Source organism: Rhodospirillaceae bacterium (assembly GCA_002746255.1).
GTDB lineage: Bacteria > Pseudomonadota > Alphaproteobacteria.
In genome coordinates this window covers 370,594-390,852 of record NVWO01000001.1, presented here as the reverse complement: position 1 = coordinate 390,852, position 20,259 = coordinate 370,594, and the positions used below count along the sequence as shown (strand labels likewise).

Genomic DNA, 20,259 nt, shown 5'->3' with positions numbered 1-20,259 from the left:
CTCCTGCGAGCCGGATTTCCTACAATCGACGGCTCACGTCTCGTCTTCGCCACCATCCACACGTCCATAGATGTCGTCGATGCGAACGATATCGTCTTCCCCAAGGTAGCTTCCGGACTGAACCTCAATCAGGTGAAGCGGCTCGTCGGTGGCGTTCTCAAGGCGGTGGACGGTCCCAGCCGGAATGTACGTCGACTCGTTCTCTCTAAGCAAAAAAGATTCCCCCCCCCGTGTCACCAGAGCCGTACCGTTCACAACCACCCAATGTTCCGCCCGATGCCGGTGTTTCTGAAGGGAAAGCTTTTTGCCAGCACCGACCGTGATGCGCTTCACTTGAAAGCGTTCACCGGAATCAATGCGCTGATAGCTTCCCCATGGCCGATGAACGACCAGATGCTGTTCAATTTCTTCGCGCCCCGCTGCCTTTAATTTCTCGACGATCGCCTTGACCTCCTGGGCGCGGTCACGGTCAATGACGAGAACCGCGTCTTTCGTTGCAACGACGACCACGTTTTCCACCCCAAGCACGGCAAGAAGCGGCCCTTCACTGCGAAGATACGCGTTACGGACGTCCTCTGCGAACACGTCACCGATTTGCACCGTTCCCTTGGCGTCCGGCGTTTCAACTGCCTGCAGCGCCGTCCACGAACCAACGTCGCTCCAGCCCATGTCGGTTGGAACAACCACCGCCGCAGACGTCCGTTCCATCACCGCATAATCGATGGAAACAGAGGGCGAGGCGATGAACGCTTCCCGGTCCAGGCGCAGAAAATCAAAGTCCATGCGGGCCCCATCCACCGCCTTGCGCGCCGCTGTGATGATATCTGGCTGCCACAGGTCAAGTTCTTCAAGGAAGCGGTCCGCGCGAAAAAGGAACATGCCACTGTTCCAGTACATATCGCCTTTGGCGAGGAACTTTTCCGCAGTCTGCCGATCCGGCTTCTCGACAAAAAGGGCAATTTCGAAACAGGCCGCGCCCTCTTTCAGCAATTGGCCTCGCTGAATATAGCCATAACCGGTTTCCGGCGCGGTTGGAACGATGCCAAATGTAACAAGGCTGCCGCCTTCGGCGGCTTTCCTGGCAATCGCCACCGCCTCAAGAAAATGTTTTTGATCGCGAACAAGGTGGTCGGAAGGCAACACCAGAAGAAGGGCGTCCGCATCGTCCTGCAGGGCAAGAAAAGCCGCAACCGCGATGGCAGGCGCTGTGTTGCGGCCTTCCGGCTCCAACACAATGCGCCGTGGCACAAGGTCGAGGACGCGCAATTGTTCGGCAATGGCAAACCGGTGCGCATCGGCCCCAATGATCAATGGTGGCACAAAAAGCGCCGCATCTTGCACCCGCAACGCCGTTTCCTGCAGCAAGCTCCGATCGCCAAGCAGTGGGTAAAGTTGTTTTGGATAGGATGCCCGCGAGAGCGGCCACAAACGTGTGCCAATCCCCCCAGACAGAAGAACTGGCGTTATACGTGCTGCTGCCGTGCATTTTTTCGCCATCACGCCCTCTGATACCCCAAGCCTCGCCTAGCAAAGCGAGGGAAAAAGTGTAGCAGGGGGCACCCCGCACGCAAAATGAATGAAGGCCGGGGTCAGGATGAAGCGGTGATTTTTTTTGCCGTCCAGCGTGTGCCGTGCCTGAAATAACGATAAATGCCAACACCGAACGCCAGCAATCCGATCAGAATCGCCATAAAGGCGATGTTGACGAATCGAAGCGTCCCAACCAGGGAATCAATGTCCTCGCGCAGCTTTCTCTGAACTTTGCGCTGCTCTTTACGAGCCTGGAATTTCTGCTGATTGATGGCCTTAATCATTTCCAGCCGCTCAACCACTTTCGCACTTTCTTTTTCATACACGTTCTGGCTCTGAAGGTTCTTCACCTCCATATCCGCCGCCACAATCAAATCATCGAGCTCTTTTGCGTGGCTGCGATAACGCTCTTCGGCATCCTGAGCAAGGCGCTGCAACCGAATGAAAGGACGGTAAGACGTTCCCCGGCTGCGAAGTGAAATCATATCCTCGGTGCCGCTGAGATTTTCAAGCGCATTGATGGTGAATTCGCCATTCGAAGCAATCGGCGTGTGGGTCTGATGCCCATAGAAATCACCGACCAGCGTCCACCGGTTGTTGTGCAGCATGTCCGTATCCGCAACGACGATCACATTGATCGGCTGCGTCGATTTTTCAATCGGCGGATAGGTCCATTTTTCAAGTTCTTCCTCGGTCGGCATCTTCGGCTGCTTTTTGTCTTTCTCACCAGCCTTTGCCGCCCCTTCCTTTGCTTTTGGAAGGACAACCACCGGCGGACCGTTCGGGAAAGCCGTCTTCACGGGGCCCGTAATACGAGCCGCCAGAACAAAATTCTCACCACTGGCTTTGAAATCGCGGAGAAATTTTTCTGGATCGAGATTGCCAACCAGATCCTTCGTCTCGATCAGCATGGAATCCTGCGAGCTGACGATTAAAGGCGTAAAGGTCGTCGTAGCACCAGCCTTCAGTCGCAGGGCACCAGCCGTGGCAAAATCGATGGTTTCAAGCCCACTCGTGACCGGGTCTTTCTGGTTCAGATTGTCCATGCCAAGCTTGAACCATGGCAGATAACGGACAACTTCCTCATTTGCTTTTTGATTGATCTCAAAACCGGTCGTACCCGTTTCGGCGTTGCGGCGATCCCCAACAAACCGATTAACGTCGTATTGAATCCCCCATTTATCAAACAGCTTTTCCAGGTTTGATCCCCGGTCCGTCATGGATGGAAGTTCCCCGAACTTTGTCGGCGGCGTTCCAAACTCTGCAAACGGGTCAACGAAAACCAGGGTACGACCACCGCGAAGGACATATTGATCGATAAAATAAAGGGCGCGATCGCTCAACCCACGAGGATGAACAATCATCAGCAAATCGGCACCACTGATCTCACGCATATCCTCAATGAATTTCACATCGAAGAATTTTTGCATCTCCCCAAGGATGGCATAAGGCTTCGACTGGCCACGCTTCACGGCCGCAAAGGTAACGGCGCCATGCTTTAAGGGAAGCTTCCCGATCACACCGACGATCGGCTTCTTTTCCCGACCCAGGCTATGAATCATCTGGGTAATGTCATATTCAAGAAACTGCTCTTTTCCCAGCTGGAAGAAAGGAATGACATCCGCCGTTCCACCTTCTCCCTTCGCGTCCCTGCCGGCCACGCCATAAAGCCCGAAAAAGAACTGTGCACCGGTTTCGTCCAGCGGCACGCCCTGAACCCCGTCTTTCAGGGCCAGATCCTCTTTTTCGGTAAACGGCTCGGGATCAATGATTTCCAGGCTAAGAAGGCCATTCGAACGCGCGACATATTCTTCAAGAAGTTCTTCAACGCGTTTCGCATAGGTGCGGATTTCCGGCACCGCATCGGCCATTGTCTTTGAATAATAGAGACGCAGCACAACCTTCCGATCAAGGTTGTCCATCACGGTGCGGGTGGTCGGAGAAAGCGTGTAAAGCTTGTCTTCCGTAAAATCGAAACGGGCCGTCTTCCACGCAACATTCGTAATGGCATTGATGGCGAAGAAAAGAACGGCTGCAATGATCACACCGCCAATGGTTAGAAGCCCATGTTTCATTTTAAGCCCTAACTCGCTTTCTTGAATTCAATGACGACCGCGTTCGCATAAAGAAAAAATGCGATCAGGGTCAAAAAATAGATGATGTCGCGAACATCGATCACGCCCTCGATGATGGCGTCGAAATGGGTAGAAAAGCTGAAGGACGCAATCAGATTGACCACCCATTGCGGTGCAAACGCCCCAAAGAAGTCTGTCACAAGGCCTTGGCCGGCGATCGTGAAGATGAAACACACGACGACCCCGGTAACAAAAGCGATGATCTGATTTTTCGTAATCGCTGAAATGCAGGAACTGATCGCCAGATAGCCTCCCGCCATCACGAGAGAACCAACATAGCCGGCAAGAATTACCCCATTATCCGGATTGCCAAGATAATTGACGGTCAGCCACATGGGAAACGTCAGCGATAGGGCAATGGCGGTGAACGCCCAGGCCGCCAGAAACTTTCCCAAAACAGTGGCACCAAAGGGAACTGGCAGCGACATCAGAAACTCGATCGTCCCTGATTTCCGCTCCTCCGCCCAAAGCCGCATCGAAATGGCCGGCATCAAAAAAAGGTAGAGCCAGGGGTGAAATTCAAAAAAGGAACGAAGGTCCGCATGATCCCGTTCGATGAAGAGCCCAAAGTAAAAGGTGAAGACCCCAGCAAGAAACAGGAAAATAACGATGAAAACATAGGCAAGCGGCGTCGCAAAATAGCTCGCCAGTTCTCGATTCATAATGATGAATGTTTTTCTCATGCGCGCGCGCGGCCGCCTTTCTCTCGCTGTTCCGTGGCAACGGCGTCGCCAATCGTTAAACTGCGGAAAACTTCATCAAGATGCCCCCGCTCGGCGTAAAGCTCTTCCACCCGCCAGCCACGATCCCGCGCAAGGTCGCTCACTTCCCTGACAATCGCAGCGCCACCCTTCGGGAAAACCATATAATCCTGCACGCCATTTTCTTTGGCACCGGCCTCGACGCGCGCCACCCGCGGCAACGCCTTCAACACCTTTTCTATCTCTTTGGCCGCATCCATGCCGACCGAAATGGTCACGGCGTTGTGATATTTTGACCGCGATTCCAGTTCGCTTGGCGTGCCATCGGCAACAACCTTGCCGTGGTCAATAATAATTGCGCGATCGCAAACGGCGTTCACTTCCTCAAGGATATGGGTGGAGATAATGATCGCCTTATCCGCCGCCATTTCGCGGATCAACGTTCGCACCTGATATTTTTGGTTGGGATCCAGCCCATCCGTCGGCTCGTCCAGAATAAGAACGGGCGGATTGTGCAAAATCGCCTGGGCAACACCGACACGGCGGCGAAACCCTTTCGACAGGGTCTCGATTGGCTGGTTCAGCACCGGCTCAAGCCCCAATTTCGCGATTGCCCCATCCACCGCACGGCGTTTCTCTTTGCCCCGCAGACCCCGGATGCTGGCCGCGAAATTCAGAAAGCCGCGAGGCATCATGTCCGGGTAACCCGGCACGCCTTCCGGCATATAGCCGATCAGTTCCTTCGCCTTGATCGGCTGCTTGAGAATATCAAAACCACCAATCCGCACGGTCCCCGCCGTGGGGCGAAGAAAACCAACAATCATGCGCATGGTTGTGGATTTGCCGGCACCGTTTGGACCCAGAAAACCCAGGACCTCCCCACGTGGCACCTCGAAAGAAATATCGTCAACGGCGGTAAACATGCCGAAGCGCCGCGTCAGACCCAGAATTTCAATCATCGGTGCCATTGATTGCACATTTCCCCTGTCCCCAATCGGCTGTCCCCAATCGGCCGCAGCCCACCAGGGGCGCACGATGACCCCAAACAACCTTTTGGCGAAGAACGGTAATTTTCCTGATACCTAGGGCAAAACACCTAGGGCAAACTGCGGATACGTTCAAGTAACAAATGCTTGATTTTTGCGGGACCGGAACGTGATCCCGCCCGCCGGGGCCGATTACAACTGCCAGCGCCGTAAATTTTCCGGAAGCGTGAGCGCGCGCCACATGCCTTTAATATCTGCCACCACCCCGCCCGGATGCAGCAGGGACCGAAAAGACACGTCCGTAAAGTCACGGTAAAGGCCATGAGGCACCGCACCGACCAGCGCGTGATAAGGCCCGCCCCCTTCCAGAGAGGGAAGAAGGTCAATTTCGTAACTGCGCCTGGCTTCCGCCGGGTCCGCGCAGACATCATGCACATCCACCTGATGGCCGCGGGCTTCTAGGGCGCGAATAAGGTCGATGACCTTCGTATTGCGAAGATCTGGCACATTTTCCTTGAAGGTCATGCCAAGAACGAGAAGGCGCGTCGATGTCTCTCCTGGAAAGGCCTCGTCAATGACGGTGCCAATGCGCCCGGCAAGACTGGTGCCCATCGCATCGTTGATCCGCCGCCCGGCAAGGATAATTTCAGGGTCGTGGCCCATCTCTTTTGAACAATAGGCAAGGTAGAAAGGATCGACCCCGATGCAGTGGCCACCAACAAGCCCCGGCTGAAAATCGAGGAAATTCCATTTCGTCCGCGCCGCATCCAGAACGTCATGAACGGAAATCCCAAGTTTCCCGAAAATTTCCGTTACTTCGTTAATAAAAGCGATGTTGATGTCGCGTTGCGCGTTTTCGATAACCTTGGCCGCCTCCGCCGTACGGATATCGTGAGCGACAAAGATGTTGCCATTGTTCAACGTCCCATAGACTTCTTTTAAGAGCGCCGAAACGTCAGGTGTCTGGCCGGCGACAACCTTCGTGATACGTTCAAGGCTGTGTTCCTTGTCTCCCGGGTTGATCCGCTCCGGCGAATAGCCAAGATGAAAATCAACCCCGCAACGAAGCCCGGAAGCCTCCTCCAGAATCGGCCCGCAAACATCCTCGGTCACGCCCGGATAGACCGTGCTTTCATAGACGACAACGGCCCCTTTCGTAAGCACCGAGCCCACCTGACGGGATGCGGAGCGAAGCGCCGCAAGGTCCGGCCGGTTTGTTCCATCCACCGGCGTCGGCACGGCAACGATGAAAAATTCCGTCCCTTTTAGATCCTCGATCTTGTCCGTAAGCACCAGGGCAGAATCCGCCAGCGCCGCCGCCGACACCTCGCGGGTCCGGTCCTGGCCGGCACGGATTTCAGAAACACGTGAAGAATCAAGGTCATAGCCTGTAACTCGGAAATGTCTGGCAAGGACAACGGCCAGCGGCAAGCCCACATAACCAAGTCCGAGAACGGAAATTTTAGAAACCGATTTCACAAATTTTCCTTGTAAATTCCAGAATTCCACCTTCGCAGCTTCTATCCTGTCCCCATCCATGGGTCAAATCACCGGCTTGAATCCTTGCTAGCTGTTTGATTTCTATTCCAGCTATCGGTTGACATTCATGCTCTGAACAAATAGTTGTTCATGATGTGAACATTGCCGAGGAGGCAACGGATGGAGGGGCTGACGAAGGCTGGAAAGCCCGGCCAGAACCCGGCAACGACCTTGACGACCCTTGAACTGCTCAGCAGCGTCGAGACGGTCGAACATATGTCCCAACGTCGACTGGCCCTGCGCCTCGGCGTTGCAGTCGGGCTGGCAAACAGTTACCTCAAACGCTGCGTTCGCAAGGGCCTGGTCAAGATGACCAAGGCCCCAGCACGGCGTTATGCCTATTACCTGACGCCGAAAGGTTTTAGCGAAAAGTCCCGCTTAACCGCCGAATATCTTTCACATTCCTTCGAGTTTTTCCGCAATGCCCAGTCGGAATGCCGACGTACGCTGCGCGCCGCAGAGGCCCGTGGCTGGCGACGCATCGCGCTGTCTGGCACAGGAGAACTTGCAGAAATTGCAACCCTTGCGGCCCGCGAAATCGATATTGAACTGGTCGCTATCCTAGCGCCTGGCCGCAACGAAAAGGAAATTGCAGGGCTTCCAGTGGTCGCCCGCCTTGACGACATCCCGGCCCTGGATGCTGTTCTCATTACCGACATCCAAAATCCCCAGACGACCTTCGACGCCTTGCGGGCCAAATTCGACCCGGTGCGCCTGCTGACACCGACGCTGTTGCACATCACCCGCGAAAACGGCACCCGCGAAAGCGATGTGCAAAAAGCGGAGACCATGGAATGAAACACTGGTTTGTCGCACGCACCCACGCCCATGCCGAGGCAAAGGCCACGGCACATCTCCGCCGCCAGGGCTTTGACGTCTATCTGCCCCGTTTTGCCAAAACGCGTCGGCACGCCCGGCGGGAAGAACGGGTCATCGTCCCCCTCTTCCCGCGTTACCTCTTCGTACAAATGGACCTGAGCCATACGCGCTGGCGCGCCATCAACAGCACGGTCGGGATTGAACGGCTGCTTGCAAACGGCGATCGCCCCACCCCGGTACCGGAAGGCACGGTCAAAGACCTGCAAAGCCAGGAACGTCCAGGCGGCCTGCTGACACCGGCCAGTCTGGTCCACCTTGAGCGCGGCACGAAACTGCGCCTCGTCGAAGGCGCCTTCACCGAACGGGTTGGAATTTATGAACGAATGACCGCCGACCAGCGGGTTGTGCTGTTGTTGAATCTATTGGGACGTGAAATACGTATCACCGTCCCGATTGAGGCCGTCGACGCCGCCTGACGCTTCGACGTTTCGACGTTTCGACATAAGGAAAAAAATGACTGCCTTATCTGCCCAATCAAATTCCGAACCAATTCCTTTTATCGACCTGAAGGCGCAACGCGACCGGTTGCGCGATAAACTTGACGCCGCCATCGCAAAGGTCCTGCACCATGGAAAATTTGTCCTGGGCCCGGAGGTCGCCGAGTTTGAAACAAAAGCCGCAGAATTCGCAGGTGCCAGACATGCAATCGCCTGTGCGAATGGAACGGACGCCCTGTCCCTTGCCCTGATGGCATCTGGCATTGGACAGAAGGATGCCGTTTTCGTTCCGACATTCACCTTTGCTGCAACGGCGGAGGCGCCAGCCCTTCTGGGCGCAACCCCCGTTTTTGTCGATATCGCCGAGGACAATTTCAATCTTGACGTAGCCCAGCTCGCAGAGGCCATCGAAACCGCAAAAAAAAATGGGCTCCGCCCTGCCGCCATCATCGCCGTCGATCTTTTCGGCCAGCCGGCGGATTACGAAGCCATCCACGCCGTTGCCGCCGAACATGGCATGGTTGTCATCGCAGACGCCGCCCAATCCTTCGGCGCAACCCTGCACGGCAAACGCGTCGGCACTCTGGCGCCAATCACAACGACCAGCTTTTTCCCAGCAAAGCCTTTGGGCTGTTATGGCGATGGCGGGATGCTGTTTACCGATGACGACGCGACGGCCGACATTCTGCGCGCGATCCATGTCCATGGCATTGGCACAGCACAATATGACTACACACGAATTGGTATGAACAGCCGCCTTGATACGCTTCAGGCGGCAATCCTGCTTCCAAAACTTGCGATTTTTCAGGATGAGATTGAAACGCGCAACCAAGTTGCACAGCGCTATTCCGAAGCCCTTTCCGAGACCGTTATTACGCCCATGGTACAAGGCGACCGCACCTCCGCCTGGGCGCAATACACAATCCGGCTTAAAGGATTAAATCGGGAAGCCATGTCTTCGGAACTGCGCGCGCAAGGCATCCCGACCGCGATTTATTATCCAAAACCACTTCACCTGCAGGCGGCCTATGACGCCTTCCCGCGGGTAAAAAATCTGCCGGTTGCCGAGCGTCTCGCCAAGGAAGTGCTGAGCCTTCCCATGCACCCTTATCTAGAGACCAAAACCCAGGACCGCATCACGGCGGCGGTAAAAAAAGCAGCCCACGCCTAACGCAAAGGCCGCTTCAACGGCGAAAGAAAAAGCTGGCGATTTCTCCCTTAACGTAGCGCCTTTACCTGGGTAAGCACGGTTTCAGGCACACCATCCGCCGGAATCTCCGCAAAGCGAAAGCCGCAGGCGCCCATGGGTGGCGGCGTCTTGCCGGCCTTCCAATAACCCAACGGAACCCGAAGCCCAAGTGGCATGTCCGCCTTCGACGTAGCCTTGGCGTCAAGGATGCATAAATCCAGCCCGGAATCCGCCTGTGGCAGATCGCCGCCACCCCCCTTTCCCGGAACGTCCAATCCCAAAGACCAGCGATAGTGATGGGCGACGTTTACGACCGGCTGGTAGAGGGAAAAGCGTTCGCCAAGCCCCTCCCCTGAATTTTCCCGCAACAAAATGCCGTCAACGCCGCAATCGGCAAAGGCGCGCAGCATGTCCGCAAGGTACATGGCGACGGCCTCGATTTCGTCCGTGTCCGGTGTCTTTGCGGATTTTCCTGGGGGTTTGCCAAGGCCAAGGCCCCAGACCCATTCCACCCAGGCCGATGGCGATGGCATCTGAAGGACAAGGGGCAATTCCCGATAGGTGCCGCGAAGGGCGGTAAGAATTTCACCGATCCGCGCCCTTTCCGTCTCCTCGCGAAAAAGGGCCCGAAGGATGGCACCGGCACTGCGGCCCGCCGCCTCGCCAAGGACGTCCGGTTGCCGGGCAAGCAACGCGCCATAGGCATCCTCCAGCCTCAGGCCGAGGACATCCGAACCAAGAAGCGCCTGCCCCTGCCCCACCAACCACACAAAACGGGTAGGGTCGGCCCAGGGGTCTTCGTCCGGGTTCAGGAAAAGCCGTTTTCCATAAGCAAGCGAATCAATCCAGAGCTTTCCGCTCAAAGCTTCGGCGAGCGCAGCACTCACTTTGCCCATCTTCCTTTCGGCTTCTTCCCCTTTGCCTTTGCCTTTGCCTTGGCTTTCGCCTTGGCTTTTGGCTTGGCCCGTTTGGCCTTTTTCGGCGCTTCCGCGCGCTGCACCTTGCGCTCAAGTTTGGCGAGTTGCGTTTCCAGCTCGGAAATACGCACGTCCTTTGGGTTCGGCATCATGATTGGCTGTATTGCATCTGCAGACATCTTCACATCCGCCGAGCCGCCGTAAATCACGCTCCGGTCCGGACCCCAGCAGCCATAATAAGGCAGGTGCGCAGGCGGTTCTTTTTTCGACCATTTTTTGATGAATTTTTTGAAGGGCACACCGCGTTTCTTGCGCGCCGCGCGTTCCTTTTCGCGCGCCTTCTCCGTCGCCGCAACGTCGATCGCCAGCGTCTCGGAGTCATAAACGACGTGGTAGATTTTTCTCGCCGTGTGGTCGGAAATATAATCCGCCTCGACATCCTTGATGACCAGGTCGGGGTCGCGCTCCAGCACATCGCCGTAACCGCCCCCGGACCCCTGGGTAATCATGTAAAGTTCGCCTTCCTGCGCCAGTTCGAACTGCAAGCCCATGTGATGAGTGCTGTAGCTGGCCCCCTTAAAGCGACGCTTGTTCATGACGCTTTCGATGGAAAAGTCGAACTTTTCCGGATCGCTTGCCATGATCTCGTAAGTGTTCGTTCCTTTCACCTTGCAAAGCGGATAGGTCGCGCAGCCATAGCCTCCGAACAGCCCTTGCACATTCGGCATTTTTGAACCGATGCAGCAGACCATAAATCCCCAGAAGGGACTGCCCCGCGTCGCCGCCATCATCTCGTAACCCATGCCGCCCCGGAATTTTCCAAAACCCTGATTGTCGCGCATCAGCTTCTTCGAAACCAACTGAATAAACGGCACCTCTTCTTCATTCAGTTCCTGTTCGCCGATGTCCGACATCGTCGCAAAGATGGGCGCAATGGCGTTTTCGCCATCACGGTCAATGCGTGCGCCACCGCCCATGCCGTTTAGATCCGCGCATAAATTGCCAACCATCTCGCCATGCTGGGTGGTGCCGCCATAGATGAAGGTGTTGATCATGTTGTACCAGGGCGCGATCACCCGCGTTGCCTTGAAGGGCGAACTATAAAGAAATTTCGCCACCGCCAGCTGCGCAGCGGAGAACGCCGGAAAGAAGGTCATCATGCTTTCGGCATTTGGCACTTCGTAAGACGAGTTCAATGTCGATCGCGGATCGACGATGATATCGATGGGTGCAAACACCGCCTGGTTTCGCGGCAGGTCCGGCCAGACAAATGTCAGAAACAGCTGCGCCAGCATGCCCTTCAAGGAAGACACCACGGTATTGTTAGCGCGGTTCAGGAATTCCGGGCTCGACCCCCGGAAATCGAGAATCAACTTTTCCCCTTCCTTCCGCACTTCGAGGTTGATCTTCACGATCAGATTTTCGCGAAGCGTGCTGTCAGCATAAGAGATTGCCCGCACCGTTCCATCCGGCCATTCCCGAATTCGTTTTTTGACCTCTTCTTTTGGGTCTTCCATGTTGCGCCGCAAGGCCGCGATGACCGGCTCGATCCCATATTCCGCAATCGCTTCCTTGATCCGCTGTTCGATACGGCGGCAGCAAAAAAGTTTTACTTTCATATCTTCGTATTGCAGCTTCGGCTCGCGCACGGAATTCTGCAGAAAGGTGACGAGGTCTTTCTTTAGCTGAAAATTCTCGACCACCTTGAAAGGCGACATCTTCAGCCCTTCGTCATAGGGCGATTCGGCAAGCGACGGCATGCCGCCAGGCTCAATCGCGCCATTCTCACCTTCGTGGACAGTCGCACCGGCCCATGCGATCAATTCGCCCTCGTGAAAGATGGGCAGAAGCATGCTTTGATCGGTGTTGTGAATGTTCCCATAGCGGGCATCGTTGTGGATGAAGCCATCCCCTTCACGCACGCCGACCGTCGGGTCCTTTGTCCAATATTTGCAGATGAACTTGATCGGATGATGCACCAGGGCGGAAAAAACCAGGACACCGCCGGTGCTGGTAATGGCCAGATCGCCACTTGCCGTATAAATACCGCTAATGAGGTCGCCCCATTTTGCGCCCGGGGCCGCCCCCATCTGTTCAAGCATTTCATAGCATTCGTTCGCCGCGACCTGCATGCGGTCGCGCACAACCGCCAGCAGTGCGTCGTCCGTAACCGCGTTCACGGCGCGTTCCTCATGGGCCGTGCGTGGTGAAATATCGTGATCCGCCATAATTTCCGGATCCGGACCCAGAAACAGCGTCGTCTTCTCAAGGAATTCCGAGATCAATTCCTCTTCGCGTGACGGCGTATCCGGTTTCACTTGCTTGTTCATTGTTCTATCCCTGCTCTCAGAGAGCGACCTCTATTTCACCCGGGTAAGCCAGATGGCACCCTGCTCGCTTGCCGTCAGACGCCAGCCGGGTTCGACAAGATATGTCGTCGTCGGCGCGATCACGACGGCCGGGGCCTCGATCACCATCCCCGGTTCAAACTGCTCTGCCTTATAAATCGCCGTTTCCAGCCCACTCGCATGGCCCGGGAAATGGCATTCCCGCCGCGCAACCGGTTTCGGCGCCGCTATTTTTTTCCTGTCCGCTTCTTCGAAACGAACATGTTTGAAATGCACGGTATCCAGTTCGACAAAGGAAGACACGCGCACGGTGTTGATACGAATGCCCGCCTCCGGCGCCTGACTGCCCTCGCCAAACCGTTTTCCGTAATCGGCCGAAAACTGATTGATGATCGACATCACGTCTTCAATGTTATTCAAACGCGAGACGTTCGCCACCACGGTCGTCGTAACAAGCTGATTGCCATAACGCATGTCCAGCTCAAGCCGGTGATGAATGTCCTCGCGCTTCATTTCCTGACGTAGAAGATCCTGCCTACCAAGCACTTCCAGCTCTTCGACGGTGCGGTTAAAGGCATCGTAATCGTCGAACAGGTGGCGCGTGTTCGAGTTGTAGATATTCATGAAAAGGGAACGTTCGTGAATATGCATCTGGTGCATGTTGCCGGCCCCGACAGCCGAAAAAACAGCCGTAAAGGGTGGTGCTAGAATCTTGTCGATCCCCAGCATGCTGGCAATGCCACAGCTGTGAAGCGGTCCATTGCCGCCATAGGCCAGCATCGTGAACCGACGCGGGTCGTACCCGCGCGCGCGAAGCTCCTGGGCCATGCCGTTGACCATGTTGTTATCGACGCGCTGCTTGATAAGTTTTGCGGCCTCAATGACGGAAATGCCCAGCGGCTCGCACAAGGCTTCGCGAATAGCAAATTCCGAACGCTTGCGGTTCAACTTGATGCTGCCACCGGCATAATTGTCCGCATCCAGATAGCCGAGCACCAGATCGGCGTCCGTCACGGTCGGGTCCATGCCACCACGGTCGTAGCAGGCAGGCCCCGGGTCCGAACCCGCGCTTTTCGGCCCCACCTGCACGGTGTTGTACATCCGCTCATAACGAGCAACGGAACCACCCCCTGCCCCCAAGGTTACAAGATGCACCATCGGCACACTGACCAGCCAGCGGTCGATCACCGGATTGAAGTCATAATGCTTGATGCCACCACGAACGACGATCCCGATATCGAAACTGGTCCCGCCCATGTCCGTGCAGACAATGTCGCCCAGGTCCATTTCCTCGGCCAGATGCTCGGAAGCGGCGATGCCGGCAACCGGGCCGGAATGAATTGTCTGAAGCGCATCGGTCGAATTCAACTGCGCCATGCCGCCGGAATTATGGATCACAAGCATCGGCTTCATATAGCCGTGCTCGCGCAGGCTCATCTCAAGCGAACTCAGCCCGAAATACATTTCCTCGTGAAGGAAAGCATCCATAATGCAGGAAGACGTACGCACATATTCGCCTTTCCGTCCCGCAACCAGGTGGGAGAGGATAACCGGCATCGACCCCAGCATGTGCGAGGGATATTCCTCAAGCAGGATTTCCTGCGCCCGACGCTCGTGCTCCGAATTGACGACGGAATTGATGAAGGCAACGACGAAGGCCTGTGCGCCACGGTCCACAAGCCGGCGTATCTGATGGCGAAGGTCCGTCTCGTCCAGGGGAAAGACAATTTTTCCCTTGTAGTCGATGCGCTCACGCACACCGGCGATCATCGGCACCGGCACCAGGGGCTCCGGCCGTTGGGCGTTCGCCAAATCGGCCTGGTGTAGAAAATCAAGCCCTTCCCCATAGCCGCGACCGCGGCTCAACGGCACCGTGCTTTCAAAACCGGCGGTCACCAGCAGGCCCACTTTCGGCCCCTTGCGCTGGATCAGGGCGTTCGTGCCAAGGGTCGTCGCGTAACGAACGGAATCAACCTTGGACAGCACCGTGTCCAGATCAAGCCCAAGGCGCGTATAGGCCTTCTCCAGCGCCTCCATGAAGCCAAGCGCCAGATTTTCATGGGTCGTCAGCGCCTTTGCTTCAATGTATTCGCCGTCCCAGACAAGAAAGCAGTCCGTAAACGTTCCCCCGATGTCGACAGAAACCCTACGCATCGTCCTTATTTCTCCGCGCCGTGGCCGTGATGCCCTTCATCCCTTGGCGAGGTATCCGGACCCAAATTCGGCGCCGCCCCCTTGGGACGCGCCTTCCATTGCGCTTTCAAGGCGTCAATGTCGAATTCCATATCGTGGATTGGCGGGTGCCCCGGAGGCGTGTATTCCGCCTCCATCATCACACCGCAACTCGGGCAATAATATTCAAGAATCCGGACCCATTTCGGATCCGGCGCGTAGGTAAATTCGTAATGCTTCTCATCAAGGATCGGCCGGTGAATTTCCCTAGGATTACGATCGTAAACCAGCAACCCTTCCTTGTAATTCTTGCGCGCCGACCCGATGACGTGATCGCAGCGTCGGCAAAGCCATTTTTCGGTTTCCAGATCAATCGCCAAATATTCCGTCATTGGAATTATCATGTTGAGCGACCTCCTGTGCGGCGTAGAAAAACGTCGTGGTTTTCATTCACATCCATGGTCCAACCCTCTTTCACCCGACAGGTGAAAAAGGCTTCCTCTAAAATTGCGGGTCCTTCCGCTGTCATCATGGGACGTAATTTTTCCAGACGATAGACGGGGACGTCCTCTCTTATGCCCGAAGCGGACAGAATTCGACGGGTACCGTCCCGTTTTGCCGCAAACGTCTTCTTGCCTTTCGCCTTCTTCAAATCACAATGGGGGACCGCCTTTGAAAGGCGTAGATGCAAACGTACGTCTTTCGCTCCCTTCATGTTTTTTGGCAGACGCGGTGAATTGGCAAGCGGCTTTCGGATTTCCGCACCCTTTAGGGAATATTCCAGCGCAAATGCGCGTTTGCATCGCGCGATGTCGATGCCCTCGGAAAACATGTCGCGCTTGGCACGTTCCATAAGGTTCGAAGAAACTGCCTTCAAATCGGCATTCGTCACTTTTGATAGAGCCACTTCGTAAGAATGCGCGATGTCGCTAAAACCAATGCCAAAGGCGCTGAAGACCGACGCCATCCGGGGGATCAGGACTTCCCGTATGCCGACACGCTCAGCAATGCCGCAGGCATTCATGGGGCCCGCACCGCCAAATGCCAGCAACGTCGTCGCGGCTGGCTTCTTCACATAACGCGCGATCGCCTTTGCGATCTTTTCCTCATAGACGCGGTCCATGGCTAGCAGGGCCGCATCCAGATTTTTGCCCAGGGGGTCTGCTATTTTTCCATCGATAACGGCGCGCGCACGATCCACGTCCAGGCAAAAACCGCCGCCAAAATAGGAGGCCGGGTCCAGAATGCCCATCAGAAGATAGGCATCCGTGCTGGTTGCCTCCTGACCGCCGCGGCCAAAGCAGGCCGGGCCGGGTGCCGCGCCGACGCTTTCCGGGCCGACGGCGATGGTTTTTCCCTTGGCGCGGAAAATCGAACCGCCGCCAACGCCAATGCTGACGAGATCGCTCAACGGAAAGGAAACAGGGATTTCTTCGACTTTGCCACGACGCTTTTCTCGAATAGCCCCCTTTTCAACAAGGCCGATGTCCGTCGTTGTGCCACCGATGTCCATCGTGACGCCCATTTTAATTCCGTAATGATGCATAAGGGCGCATGCACCCTCCATACCGCCACGGGGCCCGGAACCATAACTTTTCAGCGCAATGGTTTTTGCAATTCGAGTCGAGTTTCCGTCGTTGCGGAAAATTAACATCGGATTCTTCGTTCGATGGTCGCGAAGCCGGTTCTCTGCGTTGTAGAGAAAGCGTTCCATCGCCGGATGAAGAAAGGAGTTCAGAAGCCCGGTCCAGGTCCGGCGTCGGTCGTCCCCATCGTCGATAAGTTCGTGGGAGAAAAGGACGGGCACGGCACCAAGAAGGTGACGCGGATAGCGTTGCAGGAGGATGCGCTTGATGCGCGTCTCGTCCCTGACCATGTTCGCCCCGCCAAAGCTGACCACCACCCGGTTCGCGCCCTTCGAGATAAGGCGATTGACCTCGCCCACAACCATCTCCTCCAGATCCTCGCCTTTCAGCTTGCAATCAAGGGTCGCCAGACGGTCGCCAACAAGCACGTCGAACATCTGAACTTCGGATTCGGTTTTGCGGAGAAAAGCGGCCGTCTTTCCCTTGCGCAGGATCAGACCAAGGCGTGGGCCAATTTTTTGGACAACGGCGTTCGTACCCTGGGTCGTTGAGTAACGAATGCTTTCAGCATTGTTTAAAAGCTTATCAAGCCGTGCTTCGCCGTAGATTTGTTTTGATGCTTCCTTCAGGACTTCAAAAAAGCATTTGCTTAGATTGTAAGGGGTCGTCAGCGTTTTCGCGTGGTAGACATCCGGCCCATCAACAACGCATACATCCGTTAGCGTGCCGCCATTGTCGACATTGATGAGCAACCCCATAAAACCGGCTTCCCCCCAGACAGACCCTTACTTGCTTTTTGTTTTTCTTTTATTTTTCTTTCGTTTTTTATTTTCGCACCTGCGTTTTCCGCCTATCTTGCCGATGGGACATCCAACGGAACAAAGCATAGCCAGCGTCCCAGCCCTGCTCAACCGTTTTCCAAACCTCCCGATTTACGACGGTGTGAAGAACGTTACGCGCTGGCGGCGATTTCATGCACACGCACGTGATCCGCCTGGTTCTTTTTCAGGATGGTGATGGCTTTCTGTTCATCCTTTGGGGATCGCAGATGGACCCAAAGCAAAATTCCGCCACGTGCAAGCTGCTGCTCATAATGCGTGGCGTGTTCCTGGCCAATCTCCCCCGCCACAAGCCCTCCGAAGGTCCCGGCCAAACCACCGGCTGCCAGCGCCGCGCCGGCCGCAGGTAAAAGGGCGCCTCCCGTCGCGACGACGGCGCCACCCGCGACAAGGGCTGCGACAAAGAGGGGGGCCCCGACCAGGGCTGCTTCCCCCACTTCGACCGAATCTCTCGAAACCCACGCGGTGCGCGGAGCCTCGGGATCGTCAGCCGCGTCCTCGGCCTTCTTATAAACATGACCGAACTTTTTCTCGACGACCTCGTCATGGGCCAGCAGGCTTAACTCCGACCGGTTGAACCCGGCGTCCTGCAGGTCCTCAACCGCCGATTCCAGGCATTCAACGGAGTGAAAAACACCGATGGCTTCGCTTACAACTTCGCTTGAACCTGTCATCTATATGGCCCCCTGTTTGCTGCCAACGTCCTAAAATGAATAGCGGCCCCTGCTGCGTTGGCAATCTCTTATTATACTCCGTATTCAGGAACGCGAAAAGAGGCAGCATGGAAGTGGGCAAGCGGGTCGAAGAAATCCTTGATTTCTGGTTCTCCGAGAAGGACGCCGCCGGCCAGGCGACGGCACGGAAGTTATGGTACCGACCGGACCCTGGCTTCGATCAGGAAATCCGCGGGCAGTTCCTGAACGACACGAAACTGGCCGCTGCCGGCAAGCGTGACGAGTTCTCGAAAACGGCCCGTGGGGCGCTTGCCCTCATCCTCCTCCTCGACCAGTTCCCCCGCAACCTCTTCCGTGATACGGCCCGCGCCTTTGCCACGGATGGAAAGGCGCGAGCAACGGCCGAACAGGCGCTTGAAAACGGCTTCGATCAAGCGCTCCCTCCCGTCGAACGCAGCTTTTTCTATCTTCCTTACATGCATAGCGAAAACCCAGCGGACCAGCAGAAATGCATCGCCCTTTTCGAGGCAAACGGAAACGCCACCTCATTGGACTATGCAAAGAGGCATGCTGAAATTATTGAGCGTTTCGGTCGCTTTCCCCACCGCAATTCAATCTTGGGACGGAAAAGCACGAAGGAAGAATTGGCGTTCTTGAAAAGGCCGGATTCCGGCTTTTGACGAAAGCACAGGGAAGAACAAAAAAGGGCGCCGAATGTTTCGACGCCCTTTTTCTTCATGCGAAGACACGTATTTTAGCCGCTATTTCGCTGCACATGGGTTTTTCGCTGCACATGGGTTTTTCGCCGCACATGGGTTTTTCGCCGCACATGGGTTTTTCGCCGCACACGGATTTTTCGCCGCACACGGATTTTTCGCCGCACACGGATTTTTCGCCGCACACGGGTTTTTCGCCGCACACGGGTTATTTCCCGCAGCGGCAGGACTGGCCATTGCCATGGCACCCGCCAGAAGAACTGTCGCGCTTAAAACAACAGCACTCTTCACGGAAATTTTCTTTTTCAATGACATCGAACGTTACTCTCCCCCTTTGTCGCCACCCCGCAGAACCGGAGCGATGCGATCATTGCAATTGCACTGGCTAGGATGCCTCAAGTATGAGTAACGTTACAAGTAGCCGAAAACAGGGGGGATCACTGAGAAGCCCCAAAACGGCCTGAAAAAGAGGCCCACAGAAGAGATTCGACCGAAATTCGCCACATTTTCTCTTTTTCCATTCCCCTTTTTTCCCATGCAAACCGTGACCCAGGCTTGTCTTCCCCGGCGGACCCCGGCATAAGGAGCCCCCATGAAGAAATGGCTGATCCTTACGGCGCTTGCCGGTTTGACGACGCTTGTCTTTCTCGTCGTCTACCGTGGCGTCGCAGAAGTTTTTGGCGCCCTTGCCGCCGCCGGGTGGGGGCTTCTCTTTACCACTCTTTTCCACGCAATCCCCCTCACCTTTTCGGCAAAGGCCTGGCAAAGTTTGATTGCCGATTGCCCGACCCGGCTTCTGCACGTGATCGGCGTTCGCTGGATACGCGAAGGGATCAACAACTTGCTTCCCGTCGCCCAAATCGGCGGCGACTTTGTCGGTGCGCGCCTTCTTACGTTTCTTGGCGTTCCCGGCGGCGTTGCCGGGGGAAGTTCAATCGTCAGCCTCACGATGGAGGTGTTGGCCCAGTTTCTGTTCACATTTTTCGGGCTTGGGCTTCTTTTCCTTACGCTTGGCGGCCGCGAGGAGGAAACCCTTTTCTGGATGTTTCTTGCTCTTTTAATGATCTTGCCCATGCTCTTTGGGTTTTTCCTAGCTCAGAGGGTCGGCTTTTTCCAGGTCATCGAAAACTTTTGCAACAAGCTGACGAAAAACATGCAACTGGAATGGCTGGCGCTTGGCGAGTTGCGTGGCCTACATGAGGCAATTCAGACGATTTACCGATCGCCACGCGCCCTTTCCAACAGCGTTTTTTATCATTTTCTTTCCTGGCTCGCCGGCACCGGCGAAGTGTGGCTTATCCTTTATTTCATGGGCTACCCGGTCAGCATCTGGGACGCACTTATTCTCGAAAGCCTTGGAAAAGCCGCGCGCAGCGCCGGCTTTCTCATACCGGGGGGGCTTGGCGTACAGGAAGGTGGCTTTATGCTTCTCGCCCCGCTTCTCGGCCTAACACCGGAAGTCGGCCTGGCGGTTTCCCTTGCCAAGCGCGTGCGCGAACTGGCATTGGGCGGAGGCGCCCTTTTCGCCTGGCATGCGATTGAGGGAAAACGCATTTGGAAACGTCGCACGAAAACCGAAGAAACGCCGCGCGGCGAAGATAGTCGCTAACG

17 protein-coding genes are annotated in these 20,259 nt (G+C 55.8%); 5 read left to right on the top strand and 12 right to left on the bottom strand.

Annotated elements, in window-relative coordinates; translation table 11 throughout:
* Positions 1 to 33: 33 nt before the first annotated feature.
* From COA65_01860 to COA65_01840, 5 genes are all read right to left on the bottom strand, one after another.
* Positions 34 to 1,497, bottom strand: a complete 1,464-nt coding sequence (locus COA65_01860; GenBank protein ID PCJ61720.1) for a mannose-1-phosphate guanylyltransferase/mannose-6-phosphate isomerase — start codon at positions 1,495 to 1,497, stop codon at positions 34 to 36.
* Positions 1,498 to 1,589: 92 nt separating this feature from the next.
* Positions 1,590 to 3,605 (bottom strand): hypothetical protein, encoded by a 2,016-nt coding sequence (locus COA65_01855; protein ID PCJ61719.1) that lies wholly within the window; start codon positions 3,603 to 3,605, stop codon positions 1,590 to 1,592.
* A gap of 8 nt (positions 3,606 to 3,613) precedes the next feature.
* Complete coding sequence (locus COA65_01850; GenBank protein PCJ61718.1) at positions 3,614 to 4,348, bottom strand: ABC transporter permease; 735 nt, start codon at positions 4,346 to 4,348, stop codon at positions 3,614 to 3,616.
* Complete coding sequence (locus COA65_01845) at positions 4,345 to 5,325, bottom strand: ABC transporter ATP-binding protein (protein ID PCJ61770.1); 981 nt, start codon at positions 5,323 to 5,325, stop codon at positions 4,345 to 4,347. Before COA65_01845 ends, COA65_01850 begins: the two co-directional genes overlap by 4 nt.
* A gap of 219 nt (positions 5,326 to 5,544) precedes the next feature.
* Positions 5,545 to 6,891 carry a UDP-N-acetyl-D-galactosamine dehydrogenase gene (locus COA65_01840; GenBank protein ID PCJ61717.1) on the bottom strand — a complete coding sequence of 449 codons (1,347 nt, stop codon included), beginning with the start codon at positions 6,889 to 6,891 and terminating at the stop codon, positions 5,545 to 5,547.
* A 120-nt stretch (positions 6,892 to 7,011) separates the two neighbouring features.
* Between COA65_01840 and COA65_01835 the strand changes: the two genes are divergently transcribed.
* Genes COA65_01835 through COA65_01825 form a run of 3 tightly spaced genes read left to right on the top strand, consistent with a single transcriptional unit; the run spans position 7,012 to position 9,378 of the window.
* Entirely contained in the window at positions 7,012 to 7,689 is a 678-nt protein-coding gene (locus COA65_01835) for a MarR family transcriptional regulator (protein ID PCJ61716.1), read from the top strand.
* Positions 7,686 to 8,186 carry a transcriptional activator RfaH gene (locus tag COA65_01830; GenBank protein ID PCJ61715.1) on the top strand — a complete coding sequence of 167 codons (501 nt, stop codon included), beginning with the start codon at positions 7,686 to 7,688 and terminating at the stop codon, positions 8,184 to 8,186. The genes COA65_01835 and COA65_01830 overlap by 4 nt, the downstream gene beginning before the upstream one ends.
* 37 nt (positions 8,187 to 8,223) lie before the next feature.
* Entirely contained in the window at positions 8,224 to 9,378 is a 1,155-nt protein-coding gene (locus tag COA65_01825) for an aminotransferase DegT (GenBank protein PCJ61714.1), read from the top strand.
* A gap of 47 nt (positions 9,379 to 9,425) precedes the next feature.
* Here COA65_01825 and COA65_01820 read toward each other — a convergent pair whose 3' ends face one another.
* From COA65_01820 to COA65_01795, 6 genes are all read right to left on the bottom strand, one after another.
* On the bottom strand, positions 9,426 to 10,292 hold the full coding sequence (locus COA65_01820; protein ID PCJ61713.1) for a hypothetical protein: 867 nt from the start codon (positions 10,290 to 10,292) through the stop codon (positions 9,426 to 9,428).
* Positions 10,280 to 12,643: an acetone carboxylase subunit alpha gene (locus tag COA65_01815; protein PCJ61712.1), complete on the bottom strand. Its 2,364-nt coding sequence runs from the start codon at positions 12,641 to 12,643 to the stop codon at positions 10,280 to 10,282. Before COA65_01815 ends, COA65_01820 begins: the two co-directional genes overlap by 13 nt.
* Positions 12,644 to 12,673: 30 nt before the next feature.
* On the bottom strand, positions 12,674 to 14,815 hold the full coding sequence (locus COA65_01810) for a hydantoinase (GenBank protein ID PCJ61711.1): 2,142 nt from the start codon (positions 14,813 to 14,815) through the stop codon (positions 12,674 to 12,676).
* 5 nt (positions 14,816 to 14,820) lie between these two features.
* Positions 14,821 to 15,237, bottom strand: a complete 417-nt coding sequence (locus tag COA65_01805; GenBank protein ID PCJ61710.1) for an acetone carboxylase subunit gamma — start codon at positions 15,235 to 15,237, stop codon at positions 14,821 to 14,823.
* Entirely contained in the window at positions 15,234 to 17,177 is a 1,944-nt protein-coding gene (locus COA65_01800) for a hydantoinase (GenBank protein PCJ61709.1), read from the bottom strand. The genes COA65_01805 and COA65_01800 overlap by 4 nt, the downstream gene beginning before the upstream one ends.
* 194 nt (positions 17,178 to 17,371) lie before the next feature.
* Positions 17,372 to 17,932 (bottom strand): hypothetical protein, encoded by a 561-nt coding sequence (locus COA65_01795; GenBank protein ID PCJ61708.1) that lies wholly within the window; start codon positions 17,930 to 17,932, stop codon positions 17,372 to 17,374.
* 107 nt (positions 17,933 to 18,039) lie between these two features.
* Between COA65_01795 and COA65_01790 the strand changes: the two genes are divergently transcribed.
* Positions 18,040 to 18,612: a hypothetical protein gene (locus COA65_01790; protein PCJ61707.1), complete on the top strand. Its 573-nt coding sequence runs from the start codon at positions 18,040 to 18,042 to the stop codon at positions 18,610 to 18,612.
* Between the two features lie 81 nt (positions 18,613 to 18,693).
* Here the strand turns inward: COA65_01790 and COA65_01785 are convergent, their stop codons facing one another.
* The gene (locus COA65_01785) at positions 18,694 to 18,963 is read right to left on the bottom strand and encodes a hypothetical protein (protein PCJ61706.1); all 270 of its coding nucleotides are present in this window, start codon (positions 18,961 to 18,963) and stop codon (positions 18,694 to 18,696) included.
* 277 nt (positions 18,964 to 19,240) lie between these two features.
* On the opposite strand from COA65_01785, the gene COA65_01780 reads away from it, so the two are divergent.
* A complete protein-coding gene (locus COA65_01780; protein PCJ61705.1) occupies positions 19,241 to 20,257 on the top strand; it encodes a TIGR00374 family protein in 1,017 nt (338 codons plus the stop codon).
* The last annotated feature ends 2 nt before the right edge of the window (positions 20,258 to 20,259 follow it).